General features: G+C 67.4%; 23 protein-coding genes. 11 read left to right on the top strand and 12 right to left on the bottom strand.

Features of this window, described 5'->3' with window-relative positions; translation table 11 throughout:
* Nucleotides 1-39 precede the first annotated feature (39 nt).
* From ACWDTI_RS13070 to ACWDTI_RS13060, 3 genes are all read left to right on the top strand, one after another.
* Nucleotides 40-1,242 (top strand): serine hydrolase domain-containing protein, encoded by a 1,203-nt coding sequence (locus tag ACWDTI_RS13070; RefSeq protein WP_449738517.1) that lies wholly within the window; start codon nucleotides 40-42, stop codon nucleotides 1,240-1,242.
* A 38-nt stretch (nucleotides 1,243-1,280) separates the two neighbouring features.
* On the top strand, nucleotides 1,281-2,345 hold the full coding sequence (locus ACWDTI_RS13065) for an NAD(P)-dependent alcohol dehydrogenase (RefSeq protein WP_449738516.1): 1,065 nt from the start codon (nucleotides 1,281-1,283) through the stop codon (nucleotides 2,343-2,345).
* Nucleotides 2,346-2,424: 79 nt separating this feature from the next.
* Nucleotides 2,425-3,720 (top strand): LuxR C-terminal-related transcriptional regulator, encoded by a 1,296-nt coding sequence (locus ACWDTI_RS13060; RefSeq protein ID WP_449738515.1) that lies wholly within the window; start codon nucleotides 2,425-2,427, stop codon nucleotides 3,718-3,720.
* A gap of 8 nt (nucleotides 3,721-3,728) precedes the next feature.
* Here ACWDTI_RS13060 and ACWDTI_RS13055 read toward each other — a convergent pair whose 3' ends face one another.
* Nucleotides 3,729-6,110, bottom strand: coding sequence for a hypothetical protein (locus tag ACWDTI_RS13055; protein WP_449738514.1), 2,382 nt, complete (start codon nucleotides 6,108-6,110; stop codon nucleotides 3,729-3,731).
* Nucleotide 6,111: 1 nt separating this feature from the next.
* Nucleotides 6,112-6,423, bottom strand: coding sequence for a hypothetical protein (locus ACWDTI_RS13050; RefSeq protein ID WP_449738513.1), 312 nt, complete (start codon nucleotides 6,421-6,423; stop codon nucleotides 6,112-6,114).
* A gap of 350 nt (nucleotides 6,424-6,773) precedes the next feature.
* Between ACWDTI_RS13050 and ACWDTI_RS13045 the strand changes: the two genes are divergently transcribed.
* From ACWDTI_RS13045 to ACWDTI_RS13025, 5 genes are all read left to right on the top strand, one after another.
* Nucleotides 6,774-8,336 (top strand): DUF222 domain-containing protein, encoded by a 1,563-nt coding sequence (locus ACWDTI_RS13045; protein WP_449738512.1) that lies wholly within the window; start codon nucleotides 6,774-6,776, stop codon nucleotides 8,334-8,336.
* 223 nt (nucleotides 8,337-8,559) lie between these two features.
* On the top strand, nucleotides 8,560-9,654 hold the full coding sequence (locus ACWDTI_RS13040; protein ID WP_449738511.1) for an S-(hydroxymethyl)mycothiol dehydrogenase: 1,095 nt from the start codon (nucleotides 8,560-8,562) through the stop codon (nucleotides 9,652-9,654).
* Nucleotides 9,651-10,277, top strand: coding sequence for an MBL fold metallo-hydrolase (locus ACWDTI_RS13035; RefSeq protein ID WP_449738510.1), 627 nt, complete (start codon nucleotides 9,651-9,653; stop codon nucleotides 10,275-10,277). Before ACWDTI_RS13040 ends, ACWDTI_RS13035 begins: the two co-directional genes overlap by 4 nt.
* Before the next feature lie 27 nt (nucleotides 10,278-10,304).
* On the top strand, nucleotides 10,305-12,008 hold the full coding sequence (locus ACWDTI_RS13030) for a SulP family inorganic anion transporter (RefSeq protein ID WP_449738509.1): 1,704 nt from the start codon (nucleotides 10,305-10,307) through the stop codon (nucleotides 12,006-12,008).
* A complete protein-coding gene (locus ACWDTI_RS13025; protein WP_449738508.1) occupies nucleotides 12,005-13,519 on the top strand; it encodes an ATP-dependent DNA ligase in 1,515 nt (504 codons plus the stop codon). The genes ACWDTI_RS13030 and ACWDTI_RS13025 overlap by 4 nt, the downstream gene beginning before the upstream one ends.
* A gap of 5 nt (nucleotides 13,520-13,524) precedes the next feature.
* Here the strand turns inward: ACWDTI_RS13025 and ACWDTI_RS13020 are convergent, their stop codons facing one another.
* Genes ACWDTI_RS13020 through ACWDTI_RS12990 form a run of 7 tightly spaced genes read right to left on the bottom strand, consistent with a single transcriptional unit; the run spans nucleotide 13,525 to nucleotide 19,635 of the window.
* Nucleotides 13,525-14,289 carry an anti-sigma factor gene (locus ACWDTI_RS13020; protein ID WP_449738507.1) on the bottom strand — a complete coding sequence of 255 codons (765 nt, stop codon included), beginning with the start codon at nucleotides 14,287-14,289 and terminating at the stop codon, nucleotides 13,525-13,527.
* On the bottom strand, nucleotides 14,282-14,953 hold the full coding sequence (locus tag ACWDTI_RS13015; protein ID WP_449738506.1) for a sigma-70 family RNA polymerase sigma factor: 672 nt from the start codon (nucleotides 14,951-14,953) through the stop codon (nucleotides 14,282-14,284). Before ACWDTI_RS13015 ends, ACWDTI_RS13020 begins: the two co-directional genes overlap by 8 nt.
* 2 nt (nucleotides 14,954-14,955) lie before the next feature.
* Nucleotides 14,956-15,777: a DUF1295 domain-containing protein gene (locus tag ACWDTI_RS13010; RefSeq protein WP_449738505.1), complete on the bottom strand. Its 822-nt coding sequence runs from the start codon at nucleotides 15,775-15,777 to the stop codon at nucleotides 14,956-14,958.
* A complete protein-coding gene (locus ACWDTI_RS13005; RefSeq protein ID WP_449738504.1) occupies nucleotides 15,774-17,063 on the bottom strand; it encodes a class I SAM-dependent methyltransferase in 1,290 nt (429 codons plus the stop codon). The genes ACWDTI_RS13010 and ACWDTI_RS13005 overlap by 4 nt, the downstream gene beginning before the upstream one ends.
* On the bottom strand, nucleotides 17,060-17,875 hold the full coding sequence (locus tag ACWDTI_RS13000; RefSeq protein ID WP_449738503.1) for a DUF1365 domain-containing protein: 816 nt from the start codon (nucleotides 17,873-17,875) through the stop codon (nucleotides 17,060-17,062). Before ACWDTI_RS13000 ends, ACWDTI_RS13005 begins: the two co-directional genes overlap by 4 nt.
* Nucleotides 17,872-19,173 (bottom strand): NAD(P)/FAD-dependent oxidoreductase, encoded by a 1,302-nt coding sequence (locus ACWDTI_RS12995; RefSeq protein ID WP_449738502.1) that lies wholly within the window; start codon nucleotides 19,171-19,173, stop codon nucleotides 17,872-17,874. The genes ACWDTI_RS13000 and ACWDTI_RS12995 overlap by 4 nt, the downstream gene beginning before the upstream one ends.
* Nucleotides 19,174-19,218: 45 nt before the next feature.
* Nucleotides 19,219-19,635, bottom strand: coding sequence for a YccF domain-containing protein (locus ACWDTI_RS12990; RefSeq protein WP_449738501.1), 417 nt, complete (start codon nucleotides 19,633-19,635; stop codon nucleotides 19,219-19,221).
* Nucleotides 19,636-19,708: 73 nt separating this feature from the next.
* On the opposite strand from ACWDTI_RS12990, the gene ACWDTI_RS12985 reads away from it, so the two are divergent.
* Complete coding sequence (locus tag ACWDTI_RS12985; RefSeq protein ID WP_449738500.1) at nucleotides 19,709-19,963, top strand: hypothetical protein; 255 nt, start codon at nucleotides 19,709-19,711, stop codon at nucleotides 19,961-19,963.
* Nucleotides 19,964-19,970: 7 nt separating this feature from the next.
* Here the strand turns inward: ACWDTI_RS12985 and ACWDTI_RS12980 are convergent, their stop codons facing one another.
* Nucleotides 19,971-20,546, bottom strand: coding sequence for a TIGR03086 family metal-binding protein (locus ACWDTI_RS12980; protein WP_449738499.1), 576 nt, complete (start codon nucleotides 20,544-20,546; stop codon nucleotides 19,971-19,973).
* A 37-nt stretch (nucleotides 20,547-20,583) separates the two neighbouring features.
* Here ACWDTI_RS12980 and ACWDTI_RS12975 point away from each other — a divergent pair, with 37 nt between their 5' ends.
* Nucleotides 20,584-21,432 (top strand): helix-turn-helix domain-containing protein, encoded by an 849-nt coding sequence (locus ACWDTI_RS12975; protein ID WP_449738582.1) that lies wholly within the window; start codon nucleotides 20,584-20,586, stop codon nucleotides 21,430-21,432.
* Between the two features lie 6 nt (nucleotides 21,433-21,438).
* Here ACWDTI_RS12975 and ACWDTI_RS12970 read toward each other — a convergent pair whose 3' ends face one another.
* Entirely contained in the window at nucleotides 21,439-22,002 is a 564-nt protein-coding gene (locus ACWDTI_RS12970; RefSeq protein ID WP_449738498.1) for a LemA family protein, read from the bottom strand.
* A 54-nt stretch (nucleotides 22,003-22,056) separates the two neighbouring features.
* Nucleotides 22,057-23,859 (bottom strand): DUF2207 domain-containing protein, encoded by a 1,803-nt coding sequence (locus ACWDTI_RS12965; RefSeq protein WP_449738497.1) that lies wholly within the window; start codon nucleotides 23,857-23,859, stop codon nucleotides 22,057-22,059.
* A 229-nt stretch (nucleotides 23,860-24,088) separates the two neighbouring features.
* Here ACWDTI_RS12965 and ACWDTI_RS12960 point away from each other — a divergent pair, with 229 nt between their 5' ends.
* The gene (locus ACWDTI_RS12960) at nucleotides 24,089-25,366 is read left to right on the top strand and encodes a GAF domain-containing protein (protein WP_449738496.1); all 1,278 of its coding nucleotides are present in this window, start codon (nucleotides 24,089-24,091) and stop codon (nucleotides 25,364-25,366) included.
* Nucleotides 25,367-25,414 lie beyond the last annotated feature (48 nt).

Raw genomic sequence — 25,414 nt, 5'->3', positions numbered from 1 at the left:
AATTCTGGGCCTCACCACAGTCGCGGAAAGGACTGTTCAATGACCAGCACAACTCCTGCCATCGATGTCAGCGGGTTCACCTCGGCGGCCGATCAGGTATTGGCCTCGGCGACCGAGGGGCCCGCGCGGGTGCCCGGTGTCGTCGCCATGGTGACCGACCGTCGGGGCAACGTCTACGAAGGCGCCTCCGGCGTCCGCCGCACCGACGGCGACACCCCCATGACGACCGACGACGTGTTCGCGCTGTTCTCCACCACCAAGGCGTTCACCGCGACCGCGGCGCTCCAGCTCGTCGAATCCGGTCAACTAGACCTCGACGCGCCGGCGCGCGACTACGCACCCGACATCGGCGAGCTCCAGGTCCTCGACGGGTTCGACGACTCCGGCGAGCCCAAACTCAGGCCGCCGAAGACTCAGGTCACCACTCGTCAATTGCTCACGCACTCAGCCGGATTCGGGTACGACTTCTTCGACGAGAAGTACAACCGGCTCGCCGAGGAGCGCGGGCAGCCGAGCGTGATCACCGCGACCAAGGCGGCTCTGACGACGCCCCTGCTGTTTGATCCGGGCGAGAAATGGGAGTACGGCAGCAACATCGACTGGGTGGGTCAGGTCGTGGAGAACATCGCGGGCACACGTCTCGGCGACGTGTTCGCCCAACGGATCTTCGCGCCCCTGGGCATCGAGGACATGAGTTTCGAGTTGCGGCCCGACTTCCGGTCACGGCTGGCCGGCATGCACCAGCGTGAAGCCGACGACTCGCTGACGCCAACGGATTTCGAGTTGCCCTCGCCGCCCGAGGTCGACATGGGTGGGCACGGACTGTACGGAACCGTCGGCGAGTACATGAAGTTCATCCGGATGTGGCTGAACGACGGTGACGGCGAGCACGGGCGGGTGCTGCAGGCCGACACTGTCGCGATGGCGGTGCGCAATCACCTCGGCGATCTTCCGGTCACGATGCTGCCCGGCGTGATCCCCACCTTGTCGAACGATGCGGAATTCTTTCCAGGACAGTCGAAGTCGTGGTCGTTGCCGTTCATGATCAACAACGAGAAGGCACCCACCGGGCGACCGGCCGGTGCGCTGGGCTGGGCGGGGCTGGCGAACCTCTTCTACTGGATCGACCGGGAGAACGGGTACGGCGGGTACTGGGCCACCCAGATCCTGCCGTTCGGCGACCCGACGTCGTTCACCAAGTACATGGAACTCGAGACCGCGTTCTACGACGCTCTCGGCTGAAATCTTCTGCATCGCATCATCACTCAAGGAATTCACAGATGTCCCAACTCATGAAGACCTTCACCATGCTGGAGGTCGGCAAGACCGCCGTCATCGAAAAGCCGATTCCCACACCGGGTCCCAACGAGGCGCTGGTCAAGACGACGGCGTCGCTGATCTGCACCTCGGACGTGCACACCGTCAAAGGTGCACTGCCGGTGGACAACGGACGCACCCTCGGGCACGAGTCGGTGGGGGTGATCGCCGCACTCGGCTCCGAGGTCACCGGATTCACCGAGGGGCAACGGGTCGCGGTCAACGCCGTCACTCCCTGCTACGAATGTTCCTACTGTCAAAGAGGATTCACCAGTCAGTGCGGTGGTTTACTCGGCGGCTACAAGTACACCGCGCAGGTCGACGGCAACATGGCCGAGTACTTCCTGGTGCCGGCCGCGCGTGCCAACCTCGCACCCATCCCCGACGATCTGGCCGACGATGCCGCGGTCTACGCCTGCGACATGCTCAGTACGGGGATCATGGGCGCCGAGCACGCCCAGATCACCGTGGGTGACACCGTCGTGGTGTTCGCGCAGGGTGCGGTGGGACTGTGCGCGACGATCGGCGCGAAACTGCTCGGTGCGGGACGGATCATCACCGTGGAATCGATTCCGGAACGCGTCGAGCTGTCGAAGCGGTACGGCGCCGACGACGTCGTGAACTTCAAAGACGGCGACCCGGTCGAACAGATCATGGATCTCACCGGCGGGGTCGGCGCCGACGCCGCGATCGAAGCATTGGGTTTCCCGCAGACCTTCGAGGCGGCTCTGGCCTGCCTCAAGGCCGGCGGCACCCTGTCCAACATCGGCTACCACGGGGAGAACCCGGCGCCGCTGCAACTCGACCTGGTGGCGTTCGGGTTGGGCATGGGCGACAAGACCATCCGGACCGGGCTGTGCCCCGGAGGTAGCGACCGGATGCGTCGACTGTTCACCCTGATGGCGACCGGCAAGGTGGACCCCACCGCGATGACCACCCATCGATTCGCCTTCGACGACGTCGAGCGTGCGTTCGAGATGATGGCGAACAAGGAGGATCACATCGTCAAGCCGCTGATCACCTACTGACCCGGACTCTGGCGCGCCGGTACCCTCGAACTCTGCGGCACACCGAGCGCGAGAGGGAGACAGCAGGGTGACGGACGGGATGGTCGAAACCGATGTCGCCGATCCCGCCATCCGGCAGTGGCAGGAGTTCCGGGCGGTGATCGACGGCCCGCTGCCCGAGATCGCCGCGCGGTTCTCCCGCTTCCTCACCCCGATGTGGCCGCACGATGCGCTCGTGATCTTCACCCGCGAGTGCACCGGGCGGCCACGGAAGGTGGCCGGTGACCCGTCGATCGTCGACCGGGTGACCATCGACGAACTCGAGGCGATCAAGGAGCACACAGACCTGGCGACGATGACGCGGACCGACGCGGTGATCGGCGGGGGCCGTCGTCCCATCCGGGCGGTCCTCGACGAGACCGGCACCCTGCTTGTTGTGATGCCGCGTACCGCGGTCCGTCCGAACCGGACGGCGGCATTGTCGGTGGGGGTGTCCGAGGCGATGCTGCGGGCCTGGTTCGCCATCGTCGCGACGTCCATCCAGCAGCAGGTGACGCAGGCCAGCCCCGACTACCTGGCCGAGTCCCGGGCGGCGTCGAGCGAGCGGGCACGCACGATCACCCAGCTCACCGACACGCACGAAGACACCTTGACCGCGATCCTGAGCACGCTGCGTGCGCGGGACCTCGACGATCGGACCGCACGGACCTCCGCCGCCGAAGCCGCGTCGTCGGCGCTGCTCGCGCTGCGGGGTGTCGGGGACACCGACCGCAGGTTGGCGACCGAACCCATGACCGTCGCCTTCGCACGGTTGCAGGGCGAACTCGAACCGGTCCTGCGAGACCTGGCGGCCGACGTCGACTACGTCGCACCGACGGGGGAGAACAGGTCGCTACCCGGTGAGATCGCGCATGCCGCGCGGGCGATCGTGCGGGCGGTGGCGTTGGCGTTCGGCACCCAGCGGCGCCTGACCCGCCTGCGGATCGCCTGGGAGTGCCACGGCGACGACCTCGTGGTCGACATCCGCGACCAGGGCGACGGCGAACTCGACGGCGACGCGCTGGAGCGTCAGCTCTCGGGCCGGCTGCGCGCGCTCGACGGTCGGCTCGAGGTGGAATCGCTGCCCCGATGGGGCAGCCGCGTCGTGGCGTACATCCCGCTCGCGACGCCGACCGCCCGGCCCGACGAGGACCTGATCTCCGCCCTGAACCCGCGCGAACTCGAGGTTCTCGGGCATCTGGCATTGGGGCAGCGGAACAAGCAGATCGCCGGTGAGTTGGGTGTCAGCGAGAGCACGATCAAGTTCCATGTCGCCGCGATCCTGCAGAAGCTGCAGGTGTCGAACCGGGGTGAGGCGGGGTTGTTGGCGGCGAAGGCCGGGATCACTGCGAGCTGAGCGGCGCGTCACCCGATCACCGGCGCCCCCTGCGTCGCGACGATCCCGAACTCCTTGAGGTACTGACCCCGGAAGGCTTCGAACGTCGGCGTCGTCCGGATGACCCGGGTGCAGGTTGGTTCGAATCGCACGCAGCGTTGCGCGGACGCAGTTCGGGTCTGGTCGTCGACGACGGTCACCGACACCCGCATCTCGACGGCGACCGAGGACGTGACGTCGAGGGCGAGGCTCGTGCCGGAAGCCGTGTAGTGCACGGGCGTGCCGCCCGGTGTGGTGATCGAACCGGCCGTGTCGTCGAGGCCGATGCCGTCGATCTCCCAGCGGGCCCGCAGCCCGCTGCCGAAACCGGCGGTGGTGGCCCGGAAGCGGGCAAACGGTACGCGCTTGATGCTGAGGGTGCGGGTGAAGGTTCCGATAGTGCGGGCCTCGGTCGGGAGCGTGAGGATGGCAGCGCTGGTGAACTTCACCCTCTGCATCGCGGCCGCGTCGAGTGCGCTGGGTGCCGATCGAGCGATCTGGAGCGTCGGCGCCGTCGACCCTTCGACAAGCTCAGGGAGCGAATGGACAAGCTCAGGGAGCGAATGGACAAGCTCAGGGAGCGAATGGACAAGCTCAGGGAGCGGACCTCGCTCAGCGAGTGAGCGTACTGATCTCAGGAATCCGGACGACTCGAAGACGGCGTCGACGTCGATCGCGCCGAGGAGGTCGAACCGGGCCTTGGAACACGAGAAGGCGCCGGCGATCTGCACCGTCGGCTCCGGCTTCTCCCACGTGACGTAACGGACCGTCACCGAACTGTTCGACGCGTCGGTCACCTGGATGGCCGACCATCGCCCTTCGTTGGTGCGGAAGCCGTAGACCTTGTTCAGCGAGATGAACCCGAACAGCGGCAGCACCAGGCCCGCCTCACTCAGCGGGAACGAGGTGACCAGCGTGTAGTTCCACGGGTACACGGCCGCCCGGAAGATGTCGTCGATACCGGCGAGGGTGGTGCGGGCCATCGCGGCACCACACACGGCGGTGAGTCGTCGTTCGTTGCCGGTCCCGACGACGCCGAGGTCGGCACTGGGAAGGTCGCGTGTGTCGACGCGGCCGCTGTCGAGATCGAGGACCCGGCCGTTGGGGATCGTCGCCTGCCCGGCCACCCGCACCGGTGCGGTGTCGACCGGCGCCATGTGGCCGGCGATCTCGATGTCGTCGATCGCCGCGTCGGAAAACTGGAAATCGACGTCGATCACCGGGGCGGCGATCTCGGGGACCGTCAGGTCGACCGCGGGAAGGCTCGAATTCAATACTCCGGCAACCGTTTCCGCAGCGCCGTTGACCGCGCCCTCGAGCACCTCCTTACCGAGGTAGATGATCGTCGGCAACAGGATCCCGCCGATGACGGCGTACACCGCGCCGATCAGCGCGCCGCCGAGGGCGCCGAGCACGGCGGCGGCGAGGTAGCAGAGGAACGGGATGTCGACGTCGAGGTCGGGGTCGTCGGCCTTGAGGTCGACGTGGAGTTCGCCGCCGCTGACGTTGACCGTGACCCGGGCACTCACCGTTCCCGTCGCGGTGTAGCAGAAGCCCGATTTCGTCACCGCCGCTTTGACATCGAGATGGCCGTCGGCGGCGGTGACCGACAGTTGGGTGAGGCTGACGCCGTCACCCATGTCGATGCTCTTCTCCAAGCGGCAGTTACGGAAGGCGCCGTGATCGCCGAGCCCCTTGTCGATGGCCGGGCTGATGTTGCGGCAGATCCAGTCCATCGACGCCATCAGGCCCGCGTCGCCGTCGCCGGTGAGGAAGCTCTGCGTGAATGCGGTGCGATCGCCGGCGGTGCCGCCGCCGAAAGTGAGCATCAGTGCACTCGCATCCCGATCCGCCGACGAGGTGTCGTCGACGATGCGCGCGTCGACGTCGCGGATGGTGAGCCCATCGGTGGTGGCCGCGTCGGCCGGCAGGGCGAGCAGGATGATCGATTGCACGCTGCTGCGCAGCAGATTCGCGAACGCGCCGTTGAGGCCGGGCAGGTTGATGCCGACGACACTGATCTCGGTGAGCCACAACTTGTTTGCCAGATCGAGGCGGATCACCTCGACGGTGGGCGAGAACCGGTCGGTGACCACATCGGCGACGATGCGCAGCGATCCGGTCGACCCGCCCGGGCCCAGGGTGACCCGGATGTCGATGGGGTCGGTTGCTGCAGCGGGGAGTCCCGGCGGGCGGTCGAAGGAGACGGTCGCGTCGAAGCCGATCCCGGGCGGGACCGGAATGCCGAGCGGGCCGAGGATTGCGTTGAGGAGAAAGTCGTCGGTGTCGAAGATGACGCGCAGGATGTCCTCGTAGGTCTGCTCGGACAGTTCCATCACCACGTCGTAGCCGTGGGTGAGTTGCCCGGCCATTTCAGTTCACCGTCCCGCGATCGGTGAGACCGGTGATCCGAATGCGTGGCGTCGTCGTCAGCAGCTGGCCGTTGGGAAGCAGGAAGGTGATGGGCTGACGGACCTTGGCGAGGTCGGCCAGCCCCTTGGAGCGCTTGAGCTGATGGGCGAGGATCGGTGGCACCTCGATCTTCAGTTCGGCCAGCGCGGCACGCGGGTCGGCGATGAAGCGGTCGGAGAAAGCGGTGTCGTGCAGTGCTGCTTCGATCCGGTCGCGGTGGTCGCCGAGGGCCTTGAACTCCTCCTGAAGACGGGGACTCAACTGGCTGATCACCGAGTCAGGGTCGGGCTCTGGTTGAGGTGTGTCGTCGAGTGGTGTGCCGGGGACCTCGGAGGCTCGATCGCGGGGGTCATCGTCATCGAAATCTTTGCCTGAGCAGCACATCGTAGGGGCCTTTCGCGCAAAGGGAGTTGGGAGACACGCACTAGCAGAGTGCGTCGCGGCTCGGCGTTTTGCGCGGGTAGAGCTGTACGCGGATGGTCGTCGGGTGGCTACTCACGGCCCCCGGATCTACTCGGGTCGGAGGGGCCGCCCAACAACCCCGACCGCCGAACACTTGCCCCTGGCCAGCGCATACGGTAGACTTTCGAACATCAGTTCGAGTAACTTGGGGAGGAGGCTCGATGACCAGCGACACCGCTAGTGAGGTTGAGATCGTCGGGCTCTACCGCGAACTCGACGACCTGTTGGATCGGATCGCCGCGGTCGATGCCACTCCCGCCTCGTATGACGAGGTCGTGGCGGTCGCCGAGGTGCATGAACGCTCCGCGCGACGCATGAGCTACTTCGGGTTGCAGCGGATCTTGGAGTGTTCAGACCGCAACGTCGTCGCCGAGGAAGGCTATCGGTCGCTGGCCGATTTCATGGCCGACCGGCTGCGGATCACCGACAGCGGCCGTCGTCGTAAGCAGATGGCGGCGCTGCTGGCCCTGCATTCGGTCACCGGGGAGAAACTCGATCCGCAGTGCCCGACCCTGGCCGACGCATACGCCGAGGGGGCGATCGGTGTCGAGCACGCGGTCACCGTCATCGGAGTGTTGGACAAACTCCCCGTGAAGGTGGATGCCGAGCAGCGTGCGGCGGCAGAGAATCTGATGGCTGACTACGCGCGGGTGCACACGCCGAAGGAGTTGACTGTGCTCGGTGCGCGGCTGCTCGCCCACCTCGATCCCGACGGTGCGCTGACCGACGATCAAGATCGGGCGCGGCGCCGGAGCCTGCACCTGTCCAAGCCCGATGCCCAGTTGATGAGCACCCTGGAAGGGCTGCTCGATCCGGTCACCCGTGCGCTATTGGATGTGGTCCTCGACGCCTGGGCGGCCCCCGGGATGAACAACCCGGCAGACGAATCCTCGCCGACGGGCAGCAAGGACGACGCCGACCCCGAGGTGTTGAAGAAGGCTGCGGAGAATGACCACCGCACCCCGGGGCAACGCAACCACGATGCCCTGCACGCCCTGCTCAAAGCGGTCGCCGATGGTGGCCTGTTGGGTACGTCGCATCGGGGGTTGCCGCCGCATCTGATCATCACCATCTCCGAGGCCGAGCTCCGCGAACGCGCCGGGGTCGGCACCACCGCCAGTGGGGCTTTGTTGCCGATCGCCGATGTGATCGAGTTGGCTGCCGAAGCCGAGCCGCACCTGGCGGTGTTTGCCGACCACACCGCTGAACCGTTGTACCTGGGTCGGGGACGCCGCCTGGCCAACCAGGCCCAGCGGATGATGCTGCTGGCCCGCGACGGCGCGGTCTGTACGTGTCCGGGCTGTAGCCAGCCGTTCACCCGGACCGAAGCCCATCATGCCGAGCAGGATTGGGTCGACGGAGGCCTGACCGACATCATCGATCTGGCCGCGGCGTGTCCGAAACACAATCGGATGGTCGGCGACAAACCTGGTCAGTGGTCGACCCACATCGTCAAAGAAGGCCCCGATGCCGGACGGCCGGCGTGGACACGTAACGGCAAGCGAGGCAAAGGGAGGACGCGGGTGCGGGTTGATCGCACTCGGGAGGTCGCCGGAGCATTTGCCCGCCAGCTCCGTGGCGGCCAGACGAGGCCGCCCCAGAATTGTTCGGGGACAACCCAACCCAAAACACCGACCGGCCCGCCCGGGCATCCGGCAGAACGTCGCCGGGTGCGGAGGCTGATTGCGGCCGGGTGGGCGGTCAACCGGGTCGATCTGGGGTGACCCTTCGTGGCTCGGCTGGCGCCTCGCGCCTCAGGGAGCGGGAGGGAAGTGGCTCGCGCCTCAGAGGGCGGGAGGTGACGTGCTCGGCGTGGCCGAACGGCTGGTCTTTCGGCTAGGTAGAACCCTCCCTTCGGATGGATGTGCGACCGATTGCGCGCGACAAAACTGGGTTCGTACAAGTCACCTGTCGGTGACGAGGCGTGACGAGAGGTGTGAAGCGGAAATGTCGCAAACGGTCAAGGGAGTCATCTCGCGCAGCAAAGGCGCGGCCACCGAGGTCGTCGACGTGGTGGTGCCCGATCCCGGCCCCACCGACGTGATCGTGAAGATCCAGGCCTGCGGTGTGTGCCACACCGACCTGGCCTACAAGGAAGGCGGCATCAACGACGAGTACCCGTTCCTGCTGGGCCACGAGGCCGCCGGGATCGTCGAGACAGTCGGCGCCGAGGTCACCCATGTCGAGGTCGGCGACTTCGTCGTCCTCAACTGGCGTGCGGTGTGCGGCGAGTGTCGCGCCTGTAAGCGTGGCCGCCCGTGGTACTGCTTCAACACCCACAACGCGAGCAAGAAGATGACGCTCACCGACGGCACCGAACTCACCCCGGCGCTGGGCATCGGTGCGTTCATCGAGAAGACCCTCATCCACGAGGGACAGTGCACCAAGGTCAATCCCGACACCGATCCGGCGGTCGCCGGACTGCTGGGCTGCGGTGTGATGGCCGGCCTCGGTGCCGCCATGAACACCGGTAACGTCGGCCGCGGAGACTCGGTCGCGGTGATCGGGTGCGGCGGTGTCGGCGACGCCGCGATCGCCGGCGCCCGACTGGCCGGCGCCACCAAGATCATCGCCATCGACCGCGATGCGTCGAAGCTCGAGTGGGCGACCGATCTCGGTGCGACCCACACCATCAACGGCGCCGAGGTCGACGACGTGGTGACCGCGGTGCAGGATCTCACCGACGGCAATGGCGTGGACGTCGTCGTCGACGCGGTGGGGCGCCCGGAGACCTACAAGCAGGCGTTCTACCTGCGTGACCTGGCTGGCACCGTCGTGCTGGTCGGTGTGCCGACCCCGGAGATGACCCTCGAGATGCCGCTGGTCGACTTCTTCTCCCGCGGCGGCTCGCTGAAGTCGTCCTGGTACGGCGACTGCCTGCCCGAGCGTGACTTCCCGATGCTCATCGACCTCTTCGAGCAGGGGCGTCTGCCGCTGGACAAGTTCGTCAGCGAGCGGGTCGGCCTCGAGGACGTCGAGGCGTCGTTCGACGCGATGAAGTCCGGCAAGGTGCTGCGCTCGGTCGTGGAGATCAAGGCATGAGCCTGAGAATCGACAACGTCGTCACCTCCGGCACGTTCTCGCTCGACGGCGGGACGTGGGACGTCGACAACAACATCTGGCTCGTCGGCAACGACGACGAGGTCGTGATCATCGATGCGGCGCATTCGGCGCAGCCGATCCTCGACGCCGTCGGCGACCGCACGGTGAAGGCGATCGTGTTGACGCACGGGCACAACGACCACATCACCGTGGCACCCGAGCTGTCGAAGTCGACCGGTGCGCCGATCCTGCTGCATCCCGGCGACGACATGTTGTGGAACGAGACACATCCCGGCGTCGCGCACGAGGACCTCGAAGACGGACAACAGATCTCCGTCGCCGGGACGTCCCTGCAGGTCATCAACACGCCGGGCCACTCGCCGGGGTCGTCGGTGATCTACGCGCCCGAGGCAGGAGTGCTGTTCTCCGGCGACACCTTGTTCCACGGTGGGCCCGGTGCCACCGGGCGCTCGTTCTCGAGTTTCCCGACGATCATCGAGTCGATCCGGGAGAAGATCTTCACTCTCGATCCGGCGACCAAGGTCTACACCGGTCACGGCGAGGGCACCACGGTCGGGGACGAGGCGCCGCACCTCGAGGAGTGGATCAAGCGAGGGAACTGACGGCAACGGGCGGGTAACGTCGATCCGGTGATCGGCGTCGCCTCGCTTGTTCCGCCCGCCTTCCGCGGCTACCAGTCGGCCTGGCTGCGTCGTGACCTGCTCGCCGGAACGACGCTGGCCGCGGTGGCGATCCCGGAAAGCATGGGCTACAGCTCCATCGCACATGTCCCGATCGCCGCCGGCCTCTACACGATCATCCTGCCGACGGTGCTGTTCGCTCTGCTCGGCGCGTCGCGACTGATGGTGGTGGGTGCCGACTCGGCGACCGCCGCGCTGCTCGCGTCGGGCATCGCCGGGCTGGGAGTGGCTGGACTGCAGCCTGATTCGACGCAATGGCTGGCCTGGGCGGGGCTGATCGCCCTGGTCACCGGGGTGTTCCTCGCGATCGCCCGGCTCCTCCGGCTGGGCTTCCTCGGCGACTTCCTGTCCACCGCGGTGCTCGTCGGATTCCTTGCCGGTACCGGGATCAGCGTGCTCACCGGACAAGTGCCGGGCATGCTCGGTGTCGGCGACGTCAGCGGCCGCATCTGGCAGCGCTGGGCGGGATTCATCGGTGAGCTGGGATCGATCGACTGGGGTGCAACGGCTTTCGCAGCGGTGACCCTGGTCGCCATGGTGGGCGCGCGCCGTTACGCGCCACGGGTGCCGATCGCGATCATCGTGGTCGTGGCGTCCATCGTGCTGGTGAGCGTATTCGGCTGGTCGGATGACATCCCGGTCGTGGGCGCGCTACACGGCGGACTACCGCAACTCGGCCTTCCGGACGGCCTCGACTGGTCGGACGTCCCGAAGGCGGCGACCGTCGCCATTGGCTGCACTGTCGTGATCCTCGCCCAGAGTGCCGCCACCGCACGCAGTTTCGCGCAGAAACACGGCGACACCGCCGACGTGAACCGCGATGTCGTCGGACTGTCCGCGGCCAACATCATCGCCGGGCTCAGCTCGACGTTCGTGGTCAACGGCAGTCCGACGAAGACGCAACTGCTCGACGAGCAGCACGGCCGCTCCCAGGTGGCGAACCTGACGATGGCCGGGGTGGCGCTCGTGGTGGTCGTCTTCCTCGATCAGGCGCTGGCGAACCTGCCGCACGCGGTCCTCTCGGCGATCGTCGCGTTGGTCGCGGTCAACCTCATCGACCTGCACGCATTTCGCCGGATGTGGCAGGTCCGCCGACCCGAGTTCGTCGTCGCCGTGATCGCCGCGATCGTCGTCGTGGTGTTCGGCGTACAAACCGGCATTCTGACCGCGATGGCCGTGTCCCTGCTGGAACTCGTTCGGCGACAGTATCATCCGGAGCGGTTCGTGATCGGGGTGAGTGACCACGGGCGTGAGCGACGCTATCGGCCTGCCACTCCGGGACAGCAGTCGCTGCCGGGATTGATCGTCTTCCGCTACGACGCGGATCTGTTCTATGCCAACGCCAGCCGATTCGCCGACGATGTGATGAACCTGGTGCGGGCGGCGCCGGACCCGGTGCGCTGGCTGGTGCTCGACTGCACGGCCATCACCGACGTCGACTACTCCGCGTCGACGGTGCTCGCCGACCTGATCTCGTTCGTCCATTCGCGCAACGCGCATTTCGTGCTCGCGGGAGTCGACCCCGAACTGCAGGGCACGCTGCTGACCGAAGGGGTCCTGGCCGATCTCAGTCCCGACCACGTCTTTCCGACCGTCGGCGCCGCCGTGCGGGCGTTCGAGACGGCGTTCCCCGGATCGGTGCCGCGCTCGTGAGGCTGAGTCGGGTCGTGGAGACGTCGGCGGCCGTGGCGGCGACCCGGTCCCGTACCTCGAAGACCGTGGAACTCGGTGCGCTGCTGAGTGAATCGGGACCGGACGAGATCCCGGTGATCGTGGCGTGGCTGACCGGGGTCACCCGGCAGGGACGTATCGGTGTCGGCTGGCGGTCTCTGATGTCGCTCACGGTCGCGCCGGCCGCCGAACCGGCGCTCACGGTAGCCGAGGTGAACGGACTGTTCGATCGCCTCGTGACCGCCCGGGGTGCGGGATCGGTGGCCGTGCGGAGCGGGATTCTCGATGAACTCTTCGGGGCGGCAACGCAATCCGAACAGGACTTCCTGCGCCGGTTGCTGACCGGCGAACTCCGGCAGGGCGCGCTGTCCGGAGTGATGGTCGATGCCATCGCCAGGGCGTCGGCGCAGCCGATCGACCTGGTACGGCGGGCACACATGCTGACCGGGTCGCTGCCCGAGACCGCGGCGCTGGCGGTGCAACGCGGAACCGAAGGCCTCGCCGCGGTCGGCCTGCAGGTGGGCCGCGCGGTCTCACCGATGCTGGCGACACCGGCGGACTCGCTGGCGGAGGCGGTGTCCGACCTCGGGCCGGAACTGGTCGTCGACTACAAGCTCGACGGCGCGCGCATCCAGGTCCACCGCTCCGACGACGAGGTGCGGGTCTTCACCCGCACGCTGCGCGACATCACGGCCGCCGTTCCCGACATCGTCGACCTGATCCGGGGATTGCCGTGCCGCCAAGTCATTCTCGACGGTGAGACACTCACCCTCGACGATGACGGGCGGCCCCGTCCGTTCCAGGACACGATGAGCAGATTCGGATCGGGCGGCGACGACTCGGCGGCGGTGCTCCGGCCGTTCTTCTTCGACTGCCTGCATCTCGACGGTGCGGACCTTATCGACCGGCCACTGCGCGAGCGACTCGACGCACTCACCGCCGTCGTACCGGCCCTGCGCATTCCGTCCGTGCGGACGCCCGCCGTCGAGGATGCGCAGCGGTTCTTCGAGGCCGCGCTGGCGGCCGGGCACGAAGGCGTGATGGTCAAGTCGCTGGACGGTGTGTACGCCGCGGGGCGGCGCGGAAAGGGTTGGCAGAAAGTCAAACCCGTCCACACCATCGACCTGGTGGTGCTCGGTGCCGAGTGGGGCTCCGGGCGGCGGACCGGCTTCCTGTCCAACCTGCACCTCGGTGCGCGCGACCCGGAAGGTGGCGCGCCGGTGATGGTCGGCAAGACCTTCAAGGGCCTCACCGACGCGTTGTTGCAGTGGCAAACCGACGAATTCCCGCGTCACGAATCGCATCGGGATGCGCACACGGTGTATCTGCACCCGGAGATCGTGGTGGAGATCGAACTCGACGGCGTGCAACGCAGCTCCCGCTACCCGGGGGGTGTCGCGTTGCGGTTCGCGCGGGTGGTCCGCTACCGGCCCGACAAGACGGCCACCGAGGCGGACTCCATCGACACGATCCGCGCCCTGCTTCCCGGGTAAATCTTTCAGGTGAGCGGCAATTCGGCGACCACCGGGCCGGTGGGCTGCGCCGATCCGCCGGGCGGCTCCACGGTGAACGCGAGTGCTGTCGCATCGTGCAGTCCGTTGATCACGGCCGTCGTCGACGGCGCGACGTCGGCCTGCGACATCGTGCCCGCCGAGGTCATGCCGTCGGGACCGGACAGCCACATCTGGTAGACGGTGCCGGGTTTGGGCGGCGGGACGTCGTTCATCACCAACACCCCGGCATCCTCCGACGGTGAATAGGTGACGGTCGCGTGACCCGTCGCGACATCGCCGGATGCGGTACGCACGTCCTTCGCGGAGAACACCTGCTCGGCGGTCGGTGGTTGTGTCTCACCGGAGTTCGACGATGCGCCGATCACCCATCCGAGGGCGCCGATCGCGATGGCCGCGACCACCGCCGCGGCGAGATACGCGATCCGGCGTCGGCGAGTGTGGATCGGGGTCACCGTGGCGCCGGTGTCGGGCAGCTCCGCGCCGGGAACCGGAGTCGCAGTGTCGGAGGAGGATTCGTCGTGGGCTGCGGCCATCACCCGCTCCCGCAGCGTCGCCGGCGGAGCGGTGGCGGTGACATCGCTGACCCGTGCCATGGCCTCGCGGGTCGCCTGCACCTGCTGCTCGAACTCGGCGCGCACCTCGTCCGGCGCGGAGTCGAGCGCGCGGTGCACATCGTCGAGCTCGGCGCCGTGCACGGCGTCGAGGCCGACCGCGGCGGCGATGTCGAGGAGTTCGTCGTCGTCAGGCATGACGGTCTCCCAGGCAGTCGCGCAGGCGCCGCATGCCGTCGCGGATACGAGATTTCACCGTCGGCAACGCGACGGTGAGCCGCTCGGCCACCTCGCGGTAGGACAGTCCGTGATAGTAGGCCAGGCTGACCGACTCCCGCTGCGCGTCGGTCAGGATCTCCAGGCAGCCGCGCACCTCGCGTGCGGTCTCTTGCGCGGTGACCGACTCGGACACCTCGTCGAAGGCCGGCGGCAGGTCGCTGCTGCCGTAGGCGATGTCACGCCGCGACGCCGCGGACTCCGACCGGACACGGTCGACGGCGCGGCGGTGAGCCAGCGTGATCAGCCAGGAGAGGGCCGAGCCGGCGTCGGGGTCGAAGTTGCTCGCCGACCGCCACACCTGCAGGAACACCTCCTGCGTGACCTCTTCGCTGTAGCCGGGATCCCGCAGTACCCGTAACACCATGCCGTACACCCGATCACACGTGAGGTCGTAGAAGCGGGCAAAGGCGTCGGAATCGCCGTCGGAGATCTGGCCGAGCAGCACCGGCAGCGCGCCCACGTCTGATGTGGGGTCGGCCGTCACCGCGGGCTCTCCGTGCTCATCGTCGGACAGCCTATCCCGCGCCCGACGGGTGCTCAACCAGTCGGTGCTGCGGGGTTCGGCGAGAACGAGGATGGCCATGATCAGTGATGCGATCGGGCGCGGCGTGGTGGCCGCGGGAGGAAGTACGAGGTGCGTTCCTGGTACTCGGGGTAACCGGGTCGCCGGCTCATCGACTGTTCGAGCAGCCGCGCGCCGGTCGCGTACACCAGGAAGTAGGTCATCACGACCGGCGACAGCACGGTGACCGCGCCGGGCCACACACTCGCCGCGATGAGCCAGAGACCCCACCAGACGGCCGAGTCGCCGAAGTAGTTGGGATGACGAGTCCACGCCCAGAGGCCGCGGTCCATGATCTCGCCCTTGTTGGCCGGGTCCGCCTTGAACCGCCGCAGTTGCGCGTCACCGACGGCCTCGAACACCACACCCACCACCCACAGACAGATGCCTGCCACACCGACGAGCACGCCGATGCCGTGAGTGGGACCGAGCACGGCCGACACCTGGATGGGCAGAGAGACGAACCACTGGGCCAGGCCCTGCGTCGCAAAGATCTTGCGGGCGACCACTCCGAGCCCGTTGCCGCCCGCGCGTTCGAGCATCTCCTCGTAACGGGGGTCCTCACCGCGGCCGGCGGTTTTCCGCCACATGTGCCAGGTGAGGCGGGTTCCCCAGACGGCGACGAGCACCGTCAGCAGCCACCGGCGGGTGAGGTCGCCGGGACCGAGGACCAGTGCGACTAGCGCGACACCGATGAAGCCGAGTCCCCACGCCACGTCGACGACGTTGTAGCGGCCCACGCGATGCCCGATCAGCATGGTGATCGCCTGGAGCACAACGAGAAATGCCAACGATGCCGCGGTCACGACGCCGAAGGCGGCCCAGGTGCCGAGACCGGTCGTCATCGCCGTTCCCGGGTGAACCCGAGTTGGTGCACGTCCAGATATCCGGAGCGGAAGCCGGCCTCGGAGTAGCCGAGATAGAACTCCCACATCCGCATGAACGTGCCGTCGAAACCGAGTGACGCCACCCGGTCGTGCCGGCTGAGAAACCTTTCACGCCAGAGCCGTAACGTCTCGGCATAATGCTCACCCATCGCCAGGTGCGAGGTCAGTTGCAGCGACGTGTGCCGGCGGGTGACCGCATCGAGGGCGTCCAGCGACGTGAGCTGGCCGCCCGGGAAGATGTACTTGTGCACCCACGTGTAGGTGTTGCGGGATGCCGTCATCCGGCTGTGTGGCATGGTGATCGCCTGAATCGCGACGGTGCCGCCGGGCGCGAGAACACTGTCGATGGTCTGAAAGTAGATGGGCCAGTATCGTTCTCCGACGGCCTCGATCATCTCCACCGAGACGACGGCATCGTATTCGCCGTCGACCTGGCGGTAGTCCAGCAGGTCGATCTGCACACGGTCGGTGAACCCGGCGGCGGCCACCCGCTTGCGCGCCAGGTCACGCTGCTCGACCGACAGGGTCACCGACCGCACCGTGGCACCGCGTGCGGCGGCGCGCAGACACAGCTCACCCCAACCGGTTCCGATCTCCAAGACCCGTGAGCCCGGACCGACTCCGGCGAGATCGAGCAGACGATCCACCTTGCGCCGTTGGGCGCCTGCGAGATCGGTCCACGGCGGACGAACGCCGTCCTCGAGATGCTCGAAGAGTGCGCTGGAGTAGGTCATCGTCTCGTCGAGGAAGGTGGCGAACAGGTCGTTCGACAGGTCGTAATGCCGCGCGATGTTGTTGCGGGTATTCGCCGTCGAATTATCCTCGGACATAGGCTGTTTCGGTAGAACTGCGGAACGCAACACCTGCAGCGGACGTGGTACCAGCCGCGCCATCCGCGCCGCGTACGGGGTGAGGACGCCGACGAGGTCGTCGGTGGTCCAGTCGCCGGCCATGAAGGCCTCCCCGAAGCCGATCAGACCGTTGGCGCCGATGCGCCGGGCGAAGGACTCGGGTCGCCGGATGATCATGCGCGGCTGGATGGCCGTGCTGTGGCGTCCGGCGAGCACGCCGTCGGGATACTCGACCCGGACGTCGACCGACCGGGATGCGTTGCGGAACAGCCATGCCGCTGCGGCGCCGCGGATTCCGGTGGAGGTGCGGTAAGGAATGTGGGCGATGTCGGGCCAGCGGGCGGCTTCCTCCGGCGGCAGTTCGCCGGGCAGGTCACGCAGTGGCGCGTTCATGATGCCTCCTGTCGGGTGGATTGCGTGATGGTCGTGGTGATGGCGTGTGCGGGGCGGGCGACGACCGGGAGTTTGTTGAGCCACAGCCGGATTCCGTGCCATCGGATACGTGCCGACACCACCAGTGGAGCAAGCGGGCTCCGCAGTTGACCGGCCACGATGGTGCGCGTGGTCGCCGGCCGGCCGGTTCCGGTGAGGGTGGCGACGAAGGGCGCGTGGTCATCGCGGTGCAGGGTGATCGACACGCAGACGTGCCCATCGGGTTCCGGAGGGGGGACATGCAGGCGGTACTCGCCTTCGACATCGTTGAACGGTGAGACGTAGAACTCCTTGGGTGCCTGCGCATTTCCGTGCTCGTCGGGATGCGTGACGTAGACGTGGCGCTCGCCGTAGGTGTTGTGGACCTCGGCGATCACTGTCGAAAGGCGACCGTCGCGGCGGTGACACCAGAACACGCTGAGCGGATTGAACACGTACCCCGCGACGCGTGGTGAGGTGAGGGCGACGATCTGCCCGTCCGTCACCTCGACGCCGGCCGCGGTCAGGTGGTTCGTGAGGCGTCCGCGGAGCGTCTCGCCCGGCCGTGCCGGTTCGGGAAAGTGGTCGTCGGGCCGGAACCGGGCGAGTGGACGCAGCAGTGGTGGGAGGTCGGGCAGGTCGTCGACGTCGACGAGCCAGGAGGTGCTGCGGTAATCGAACCCGTGCGAGATCGGGGTGCGGCGCCGGTGGCGGATACGGGTCGCGACGATCGACGGCAGGGCGATGTCCGGACCGGTGCTGTCACTGCGGAATTGGTTGCTGCCGGTGGTCATGACATCGATCCCGCGACCTCGGCGGGCCAGGCGGCACCGAGGCGGGCGGCGGCCCGGGCGCCGGCCAGGGCGCCGTCCTCGTGAAAGCCCCACCCATGGTAGGCGCCCGCGAATACGATGTCATCGGTGTTCGCGTCGGGCAGAAGTGCCTGGGCGGCAACGGACTCGGTGGTGTACACCGGATGTTCGTAGGTCATCTCCGCGAGCACGGTCGACTCGTCGACGAGATCGGTGCGGCCCATGGTGACCAGCATGCGCGGGTATCCGGTGGGCAGACGCATCAGACGGGTCAGGTCGTAGGTGACGGCGACCTCCGAACCGTCCTCTCGGACTTGATAATTCCACGACGCCCAGGCGCGGCGGGCACGTGGCATCAGCGATGTGTCGGTATGCAGCACAGCCTCTTTCGTGCAGTACGGGATTGCGGACAGGATGCGCCGCTGTGCGGGTGTGGGTTCGGTGAGCATCGTCAGGGCCTGATGCGGGTGGGTGGCCACGACGACCGCGTCGAACGTCGCAGCGCCCAGCGTCTCGGTACCCACCTCGATGCCGGCCGCGGTGTGTCGCAGCGAACGTACGGCGGTCCCGCGGTGGATCGTCCCGCCCGTACCCTCGATGCCGGCGGCGATCCGGTCCACATAGGTTCGGGAACCGCCGACCACCGTGCGCCAGGTCGGAGATCCGAAGACCGACAGCATCCCGTGGTGTTCGAGGAAGGTGAACAGGTAGCGGGCCGGGTAGTCGGCGGCGACCTCGGCCGGACACGACCACACCGCCGCCACCAGCGGCAGCAGGAAGTTGTCGACGAAGTACGGCGAGAACCCTTCGCGCGCCACGAACTCGCTGATCGGCTCGTCGGAATCCGGCACGTCGAGTAGGCCTCGCGCGGCGCGGTGGAAACGCGCGACCTCACCGAGCATCCGCAGGTACCGGCCACGGGTGAGGCTCCGGGCGGTCGGGAACAGGCCGCTCAGGCCGAGGGCTCCGGCGTACTCGAGTCCGGTGATCTCCGACGACACCGACATCGACATGTCGGTGTCCTGGGTGGCGACACCGAGTTCGTCGAACAGTCGGAGCAGGGTCGGGTACGTCCGGTCGTTGTGCACGATGAAGCCGGTGTCAACCGGCAGGACGGTACCGTCGGGCATCGGCACGTCATGGGTGTGTGCGTGTCCGCCCAGGCGGTCGTCGGCCTCGAACAGGCTGACGCGGTGGGTCTTTGCGAGCAGATGGGCAGCCGTCAACCCGGCCACCCCGCTTCCGACCACGGCGACCGGGCGCGACGAATTGTCGTTCATGCCCGGTGTTCGGATCCGCCGGGGATTTGGATGGGTCAGTACATGTCACACGGGATGTTGAGGTGACGCGTAATGCGACGGGAGTCGTTCGTCGGTGGAGACGATCTGTGCGCCGAGCGGTAGCAGCGAGATCGGCACCATCTTGAAGCTCGCGATGCCCAGCGGGATACCGATGATGGTGATGCACATGGCGATCCCGGTGAGGATGTGGCCGATGGCCAGCCAGACGCCGGCGAGCACCAGCCAGATGATGTTGCCGATCAACGACATCGCACCTGCGGTCGGCTTGCGGACGACCGTCCGGCCGAACGGCCACAGGGCGTAGCTGGCCATCCGGAACGATGCGATGCCGAACGGGATGGTGATGATCAGGATGCAGCAGATGATGCCGGCGGCGACGTATCCGAGCGCCATCCACAGACCGCAGAGCAACAACCAGATCACGTTCAGAAGGGTCTTCATGGAGCCCATTGTCGGTGTCCGAACCCGACCGCGCCAGCAAACGGTTCGAGCGCTCTGCGGTTACCCTGACGCCATGGGGGCAGGGGCAGGGCGGGGACGGGATGCGGTGCTGATGGTGCTGACCATCATGGTGCTGGCGGTGCGGATCGTCGCCACGATCGCGCTGGTGCTCCTGGCGATCGGGTGGGTGGTGGTGGCGGTGCGGTCGTCGCTGAACAACGACTTCCTGTTGCCCACGATCATCGCTGCCGTGGTGCTGCTGGCGAGCACCTACGCCTACAGCTTCTTGCGGGCCCGGCATCCACGCCGCAACGGCTGGACAGCGTAGCGGCCTTTCACGCCGCCCTCCGCCCCAGCTTCGCCAGCAACCGGGTCTGCCGATCGGCGTCGGCGGGCGCCTCGACGCCTCCCTTGCACACGCCGTCGGCATAGAGCGTCGGGCCGAATCCCTCGGCGGCGGCCTCCAGGGTGTCGAGTTCCGCGTCGGTGAACCGGATGTCTTGTTCGGCGGCGGTCGCGACGTCCCAGCGATGGGCGATCATGTCGAATCCGTAGAAGCGCAGCAACGTCTCACCGACGGTGGTCGGCCCGAAGTGTCCGTCGAAGGCCTTGTCACCGATGGCCGGGTCGGCCAGTTTTCCGGCGACGACCTCGCTGTGGGCATGCCACGCGGCCGCGGGATCGTCGAGGTCGGGCCGGTCACCGAGATCGACGTCGTGGCGGGCGACGAAGTCTCGCTGGGTGTCGATGAGGTGGGCGACGACGTCGCGGGCCGTCCAGCCCTCGCACGGCGACGGCGCCGACCAGCGGTCCGCGGGCACGTCGTCGAGCACCGCGGCGAACCCGTCGGCGAGGCGGCGATAGTCGGCGGCGAGTCCGGAGTCGGGCGTGATGTCAGATGAAGTGGTCATGATGGAACCGTACGAGCCGACGACCGGATGGGGATTGATGAAACCCGACAGATCCGCCGATGCTTCGGGCACCCGAATCGACGACGTCGAACGGGCACACCTCGTCGACCCGGCCGACACGTCGTTCCGGATCGGGCGGTGGGTGTCGTCGCCGGATCTCAGCGACCTCATTCGACGATTCTGGGTGCCCGTGTGGTCGGTGCCCGACGGCCGGTCGGCGCCCCAGCGGGTCCTGCAATACCCCGTCTGCCTCGTCGTCGTCACCGAGGACTACGCGCGGTTCTACGGCGTGGTGACCGGACTGTCGGAGACGGTGCTCACCGGCCGGGGCTGGGCCGTCGGGACCATGTTCGCGCCGGCCGCGGGTGCCCTGATCACCGGCGGCTCGGTGGCGCACTGGACCGACCGGTACGCCGAGCTGGGCGAGGTGATCGGCGATGTGGGAGTCCGGCTCGTCGCCGACATCCGGACGACGATGGCGCCGGACCCGACCGACGAATCGGTGCAGCGGTCCGCGACCGATCTGGTGGAGACCTGGATGCGCGGCCATCTCCCCGTCGACGACGACGGGCTGCTCGTGAACGCGATCGTCGAGTACGTGGAGACCGATTCGACGGTCACCCAGGTCGGCCAGATCTGCGACCGCTTCCACGTCAGCGAACGCACGCTGCAGCGTCTGACGCACCGACGCCTCGGGCTGAATCCGAAGTGGCTGATCCAGCGTCGTCGGCTACAGGAGTCGGCCGAGCGGCTCCGCAATCCGGACACCACGCTGGCACTCATCGCCGCCGAACTCGGCTATGCGGACGAGGCCCATCTGGTCCGGGATTTCCGGGCGGTCACCGGCATTACCCCGGGCCAGTTCTCGGCCCGGTTCGACTCATGAGCCGGGTCAGAACTGGACCTGCGGCGGGAGTTGCTGACCCTCGGGTGCCTGGTAGAAATCCCGAGCCCGCACGCCGGCCCACCCGGTGAAGAACATCCACGGGATGGTCTTGACGAGGTTGTTGAGACGCGCCACGGCATCGTTGTAGAACTGCCGCGCGAACGACAGTTTGTTCTCGGTGTCGGACAGTTCGTTCTGCAGCTGAATGAAATTGGTCGACGCCTTGAGGTCCGGATAATTCTCGGCGACCGCGAACAGCCGGCCGAGGGCACCATCGAGCCGCGCCTCGGCGGCCGCCTTCTGATCGACCGAACCACTCTGCGCCGCCTGTTGCAGTCCGCTGCGCGCCGCGGTCACCTCGTCGAACACCGCACGTTCGTGCGTGGCGTAGCCCTTGACGGTGTTGACTAGGTTGGGGATGAGGTCGGCGCGGCGGGTGAGCTGCACGTCGACCCCGCCGAGCGCCTCCTGAGCGGCGATATCGGCGCGGCGGAGTCGGTTGAAGCCCATCACCGCGAAGGCGAACAGCGCGACGACGACCACCACGACGATGACGATGACCACGGTCATGGGCGAATACCTTTCAGTGTTTGCCGGAATTGTGTCAGGGGTGGGAGCCGTTCGTCACCATGAACCGCCGCCTCCACCACCGCCGCCTCCGCTGAAGCCACCGAAGCCTCCGCCGCCCGACGACTGCGACTGACTCGCCGAGTACGCCGACAGCGACGACGACAGGCTCGACTCGAAGCTGTCGATGCTGCCGCCGAACATTCCCGGACCGCCCGGCGAATAGCCCGGGCCGACGAACCAGATCGGTGGGGGCGGTTCGGCGCCCATGGCGGTCCGGTACTTCTCGGCCCACTTGTCGGCGCAGTTGAAGGCCACCGCATACGGGATGTAGCTGGTGTACAGCTCCTTCCGTGCGCTGAAGTCGAGTCGCTCCTTGTTCGACGTGGTGGACAGCAGACGTTCGAATCCACCTGCGCGCGACCACATATCCCGGCCCAGCAGCGTGCGCCGCGTGCCCACCCCGCCGACCATCAGACCGGCCGCCCCGATGACGAACGCGGCGATCGGCAGGACCACCAACGAGAACGGGTACCACTTGAACACGAACAGGGCGGCCGCGACGAAGAACGCGAGCACCACGAGCGCCCGTCCCAGCTGCTCGAAGCGGCTTCGGGTCACCGCCCCCACGCTCTGCGCCCAGTCCGAGGTGGCGCTCGACAGCCCGGATTGCGCGGATTTCAGCGCTTTGCCGGCGACCGCGGAACCATCGGCGGAGAAGCTGCGGCCGGCACCGTCGATGCCGAGTGCCCGCGCGACCGCCTGCGTGGCCGGGTCGGTCTGATTCCACACCTGGCCGTCGACCAACGACGTGATGGTCCAGACATCCGCGCCGACGCGGTCGAGGCGGACGAGTCGGTTGTCGGCCATGTACAGCAGGGTCGCGGCCAGGGCCATCGATGGCATGGTTTCCCGCGTCACGAAATACGTTTGTGTCGGCCCCAGCCGTTTCGACGGGTCGGCCGGATCGGCGGGTGGCTCGTACATCACCGGCAGCAGCGGGATGTGCTCGCGGCTGCGCAGCGCCCACAGCAGGCCGACAACGAACGTCACCGCCGATATGGCGAGGAGGACGAGCGTGGCCGGCAGAGATCGGCCCAGCACCGGGTCCCACGCGGGCGCCCACGGCAGCGTGAGGCGGTCGGGTGCGGCGATCGGGAGATCCGCGCGGACGGCGACACCGGTCGACGGTGGCAGCTCGCCGGTGGTGATGGTCCGCGAGTTCTGCGTGGGTGAGGTGATCCGACACGGTGAGCCGTCGCCGGTGGTGCAGGTCGTGGACACGGGGTCGGCGGGCAGGTTCACCGTCGTCGAACTCTTGACGATGGGCATCTGCCAACCGTCGGCGACGATCCGCCACGTGAACCGGGCCGAAGCGCCGCCAGCCCAGCTCGACGAGGCGTCCTGGCCTGCGGGCTTGCTGGTACCAGGCGCCAGCACCCCGTCGATGCGGTAGCGGATCGTATACGTGTGCTGACCGGGACTGACCAGGCGATCGGGGTCGCCGATCTTGGCCACCCGATACCGCTTCCCGGTCTGCCAACTCAGCTCCATCGGTACCGACCCGCCGTCGACGGTGACCTGGATGTCCTCGGGCAGATAGCGGATGTGCGCATCGGCCGGATCCGACACATCCCAGAACCGGAAGATGCCGTGTCGTCCGTAGGGGAACTGGGTTGTCAGTGTCTCGACGGCGGTCATGCTTCCGTCGGCCGCGACGTCGTAGGTGGCCTGGTAGTCGGTGATGGTGACCGGATCGGCGCCCAGGTTGTCGGTCGAGCCGACGAACAGCGACATCGGCAGCACCAGGCCGATCACGGTGAGCACCAGGGCGACGAGCGACCAGAGCACGCGTTTCACCAGGTCAGCGTAGGGGAATTGACTGTGGAGAACCAGGTGCGTGCGGTGGCGGTCATCTGGCCGTCGGGCGACTGGAGATGGTTCGCGACGGATTCACGATCCGACGCACTAAGATGCCGGAAAGGCTTTGTCGTTGCTGTCCGGGGGCACACACGGAGCCGTGATTGTTGCTGGTCTCACAGTCGGAGCGGCACAATCGAAGCAGATGACATCTGATGACGGAGAACCGATGACCGACACTTCCTCGGCGACTGCCAAGGTGCGCAGGGCGTACGAGGACTTCCTGTCGGGCATCACACCCGCCGCGGACTCGGTGCGGCCGGTGGTGCGCGAGTCCTGGGCGCGCTCGGTCAAGCGCGGGGTGAACCCGGGGGATTCCGCGCAGGAGAAGGTCGACACGGCGATGTCGTCGGCCGAGTTCACCGAGTATCGCGACCACCATCCGATCACCGCGGTGCGCCCACTCGTCCAGTCACTGATGCTCGACGACATCGCCGACTCCGGCGTCGTGGTGGCGCTGACCGACCAGCAGGGGCGCCTGCTCTGGGTGGAGGGATCGTCGGAGGCGCGGGACAACGCCGCGCACATCAACTTCGTCGAGGGCTCCATCTGGAGTGAGGACGTCGCGGGCACCAACGCGCCGGGCCTGGCTCTCGCGGTCGATCGCGGTGTGCAGGTGGTCGGGCCCGAGCACTTCGCCGGACCTGTGCAGGGGTGGAGTTGTGCGGCCGCCCCGGTCCACGACCCGACGACCGGACACGTCATCGGCGTCATCGACGTCACCGGTGGCCGCGAGGTCGCCGCGCCGTTCGCGCTGGCCGCCGTGCGGTCGGTGGTCGCGGCGGTTGAACGTGAGTTGCAGTCGAAAGCAATAGATCTTGGCAATCCCGCCAGCTTCACTGCGCCCGCTGGTGCGCGGCTGACGGTGTTGAACGGCAGCACATACAGCTGGCGCCGGGCCGGCGATGCGACCGGGGTTCGCGCCCTGTCCCGACGTCACGCCGAGATTCTACTGCTGTTGCAGGCATATCCGGAGGGGCTCAACACCGAACAACTCGCGCTGCTGCTCGCCGAGGACGGCCTGGATCCGGTCACAGTCCGCGCGGAGATCTCCCGTCTCCGACGAGACCTCGGGACCGACGTGGTGGGCTCCCGACCCTACCGATTGACCGTCGACCTGCGGTCAGATGTCTCGGATATTCGTGAAAAGATCGCTGCCGGTGACGAACTCGCATCGGTGATCGACGAACTCGGGCGTGGCGGACTGCTGGTCGAGTCGTCGGCGCCGGGCGTGATCGAGATGTTCGAGGAGATCCGCGAGGACCTGCGATCGCGCCTCATCGCCGACGGCCGGGTCGACGTGCTGCGCAAGTGGACGTCGTCGGCGCATGGCCGCGACGACCTGGTCGCCTGGCGCCGTCTGGAACATCGCCTGCCGCCGGGACATCCGGATCGTGCCGTGGCCGGGGGGCGAATCCGGTTGCTGGACAAGCGGTACGGGGTGTAGGGATTTTCGCTGGTTCCTCGCTTGCTCAGGAACCGGGTCGCGCACCGA

Source organism: Gordonia sp. NPDC003424 (assembly GCF_053588655.1).
The sequence above is the reverse complement of the archived record's forward strand: the minus strand, read 5'-3'. Positions and strand labels throughout refer to the sequence as shown.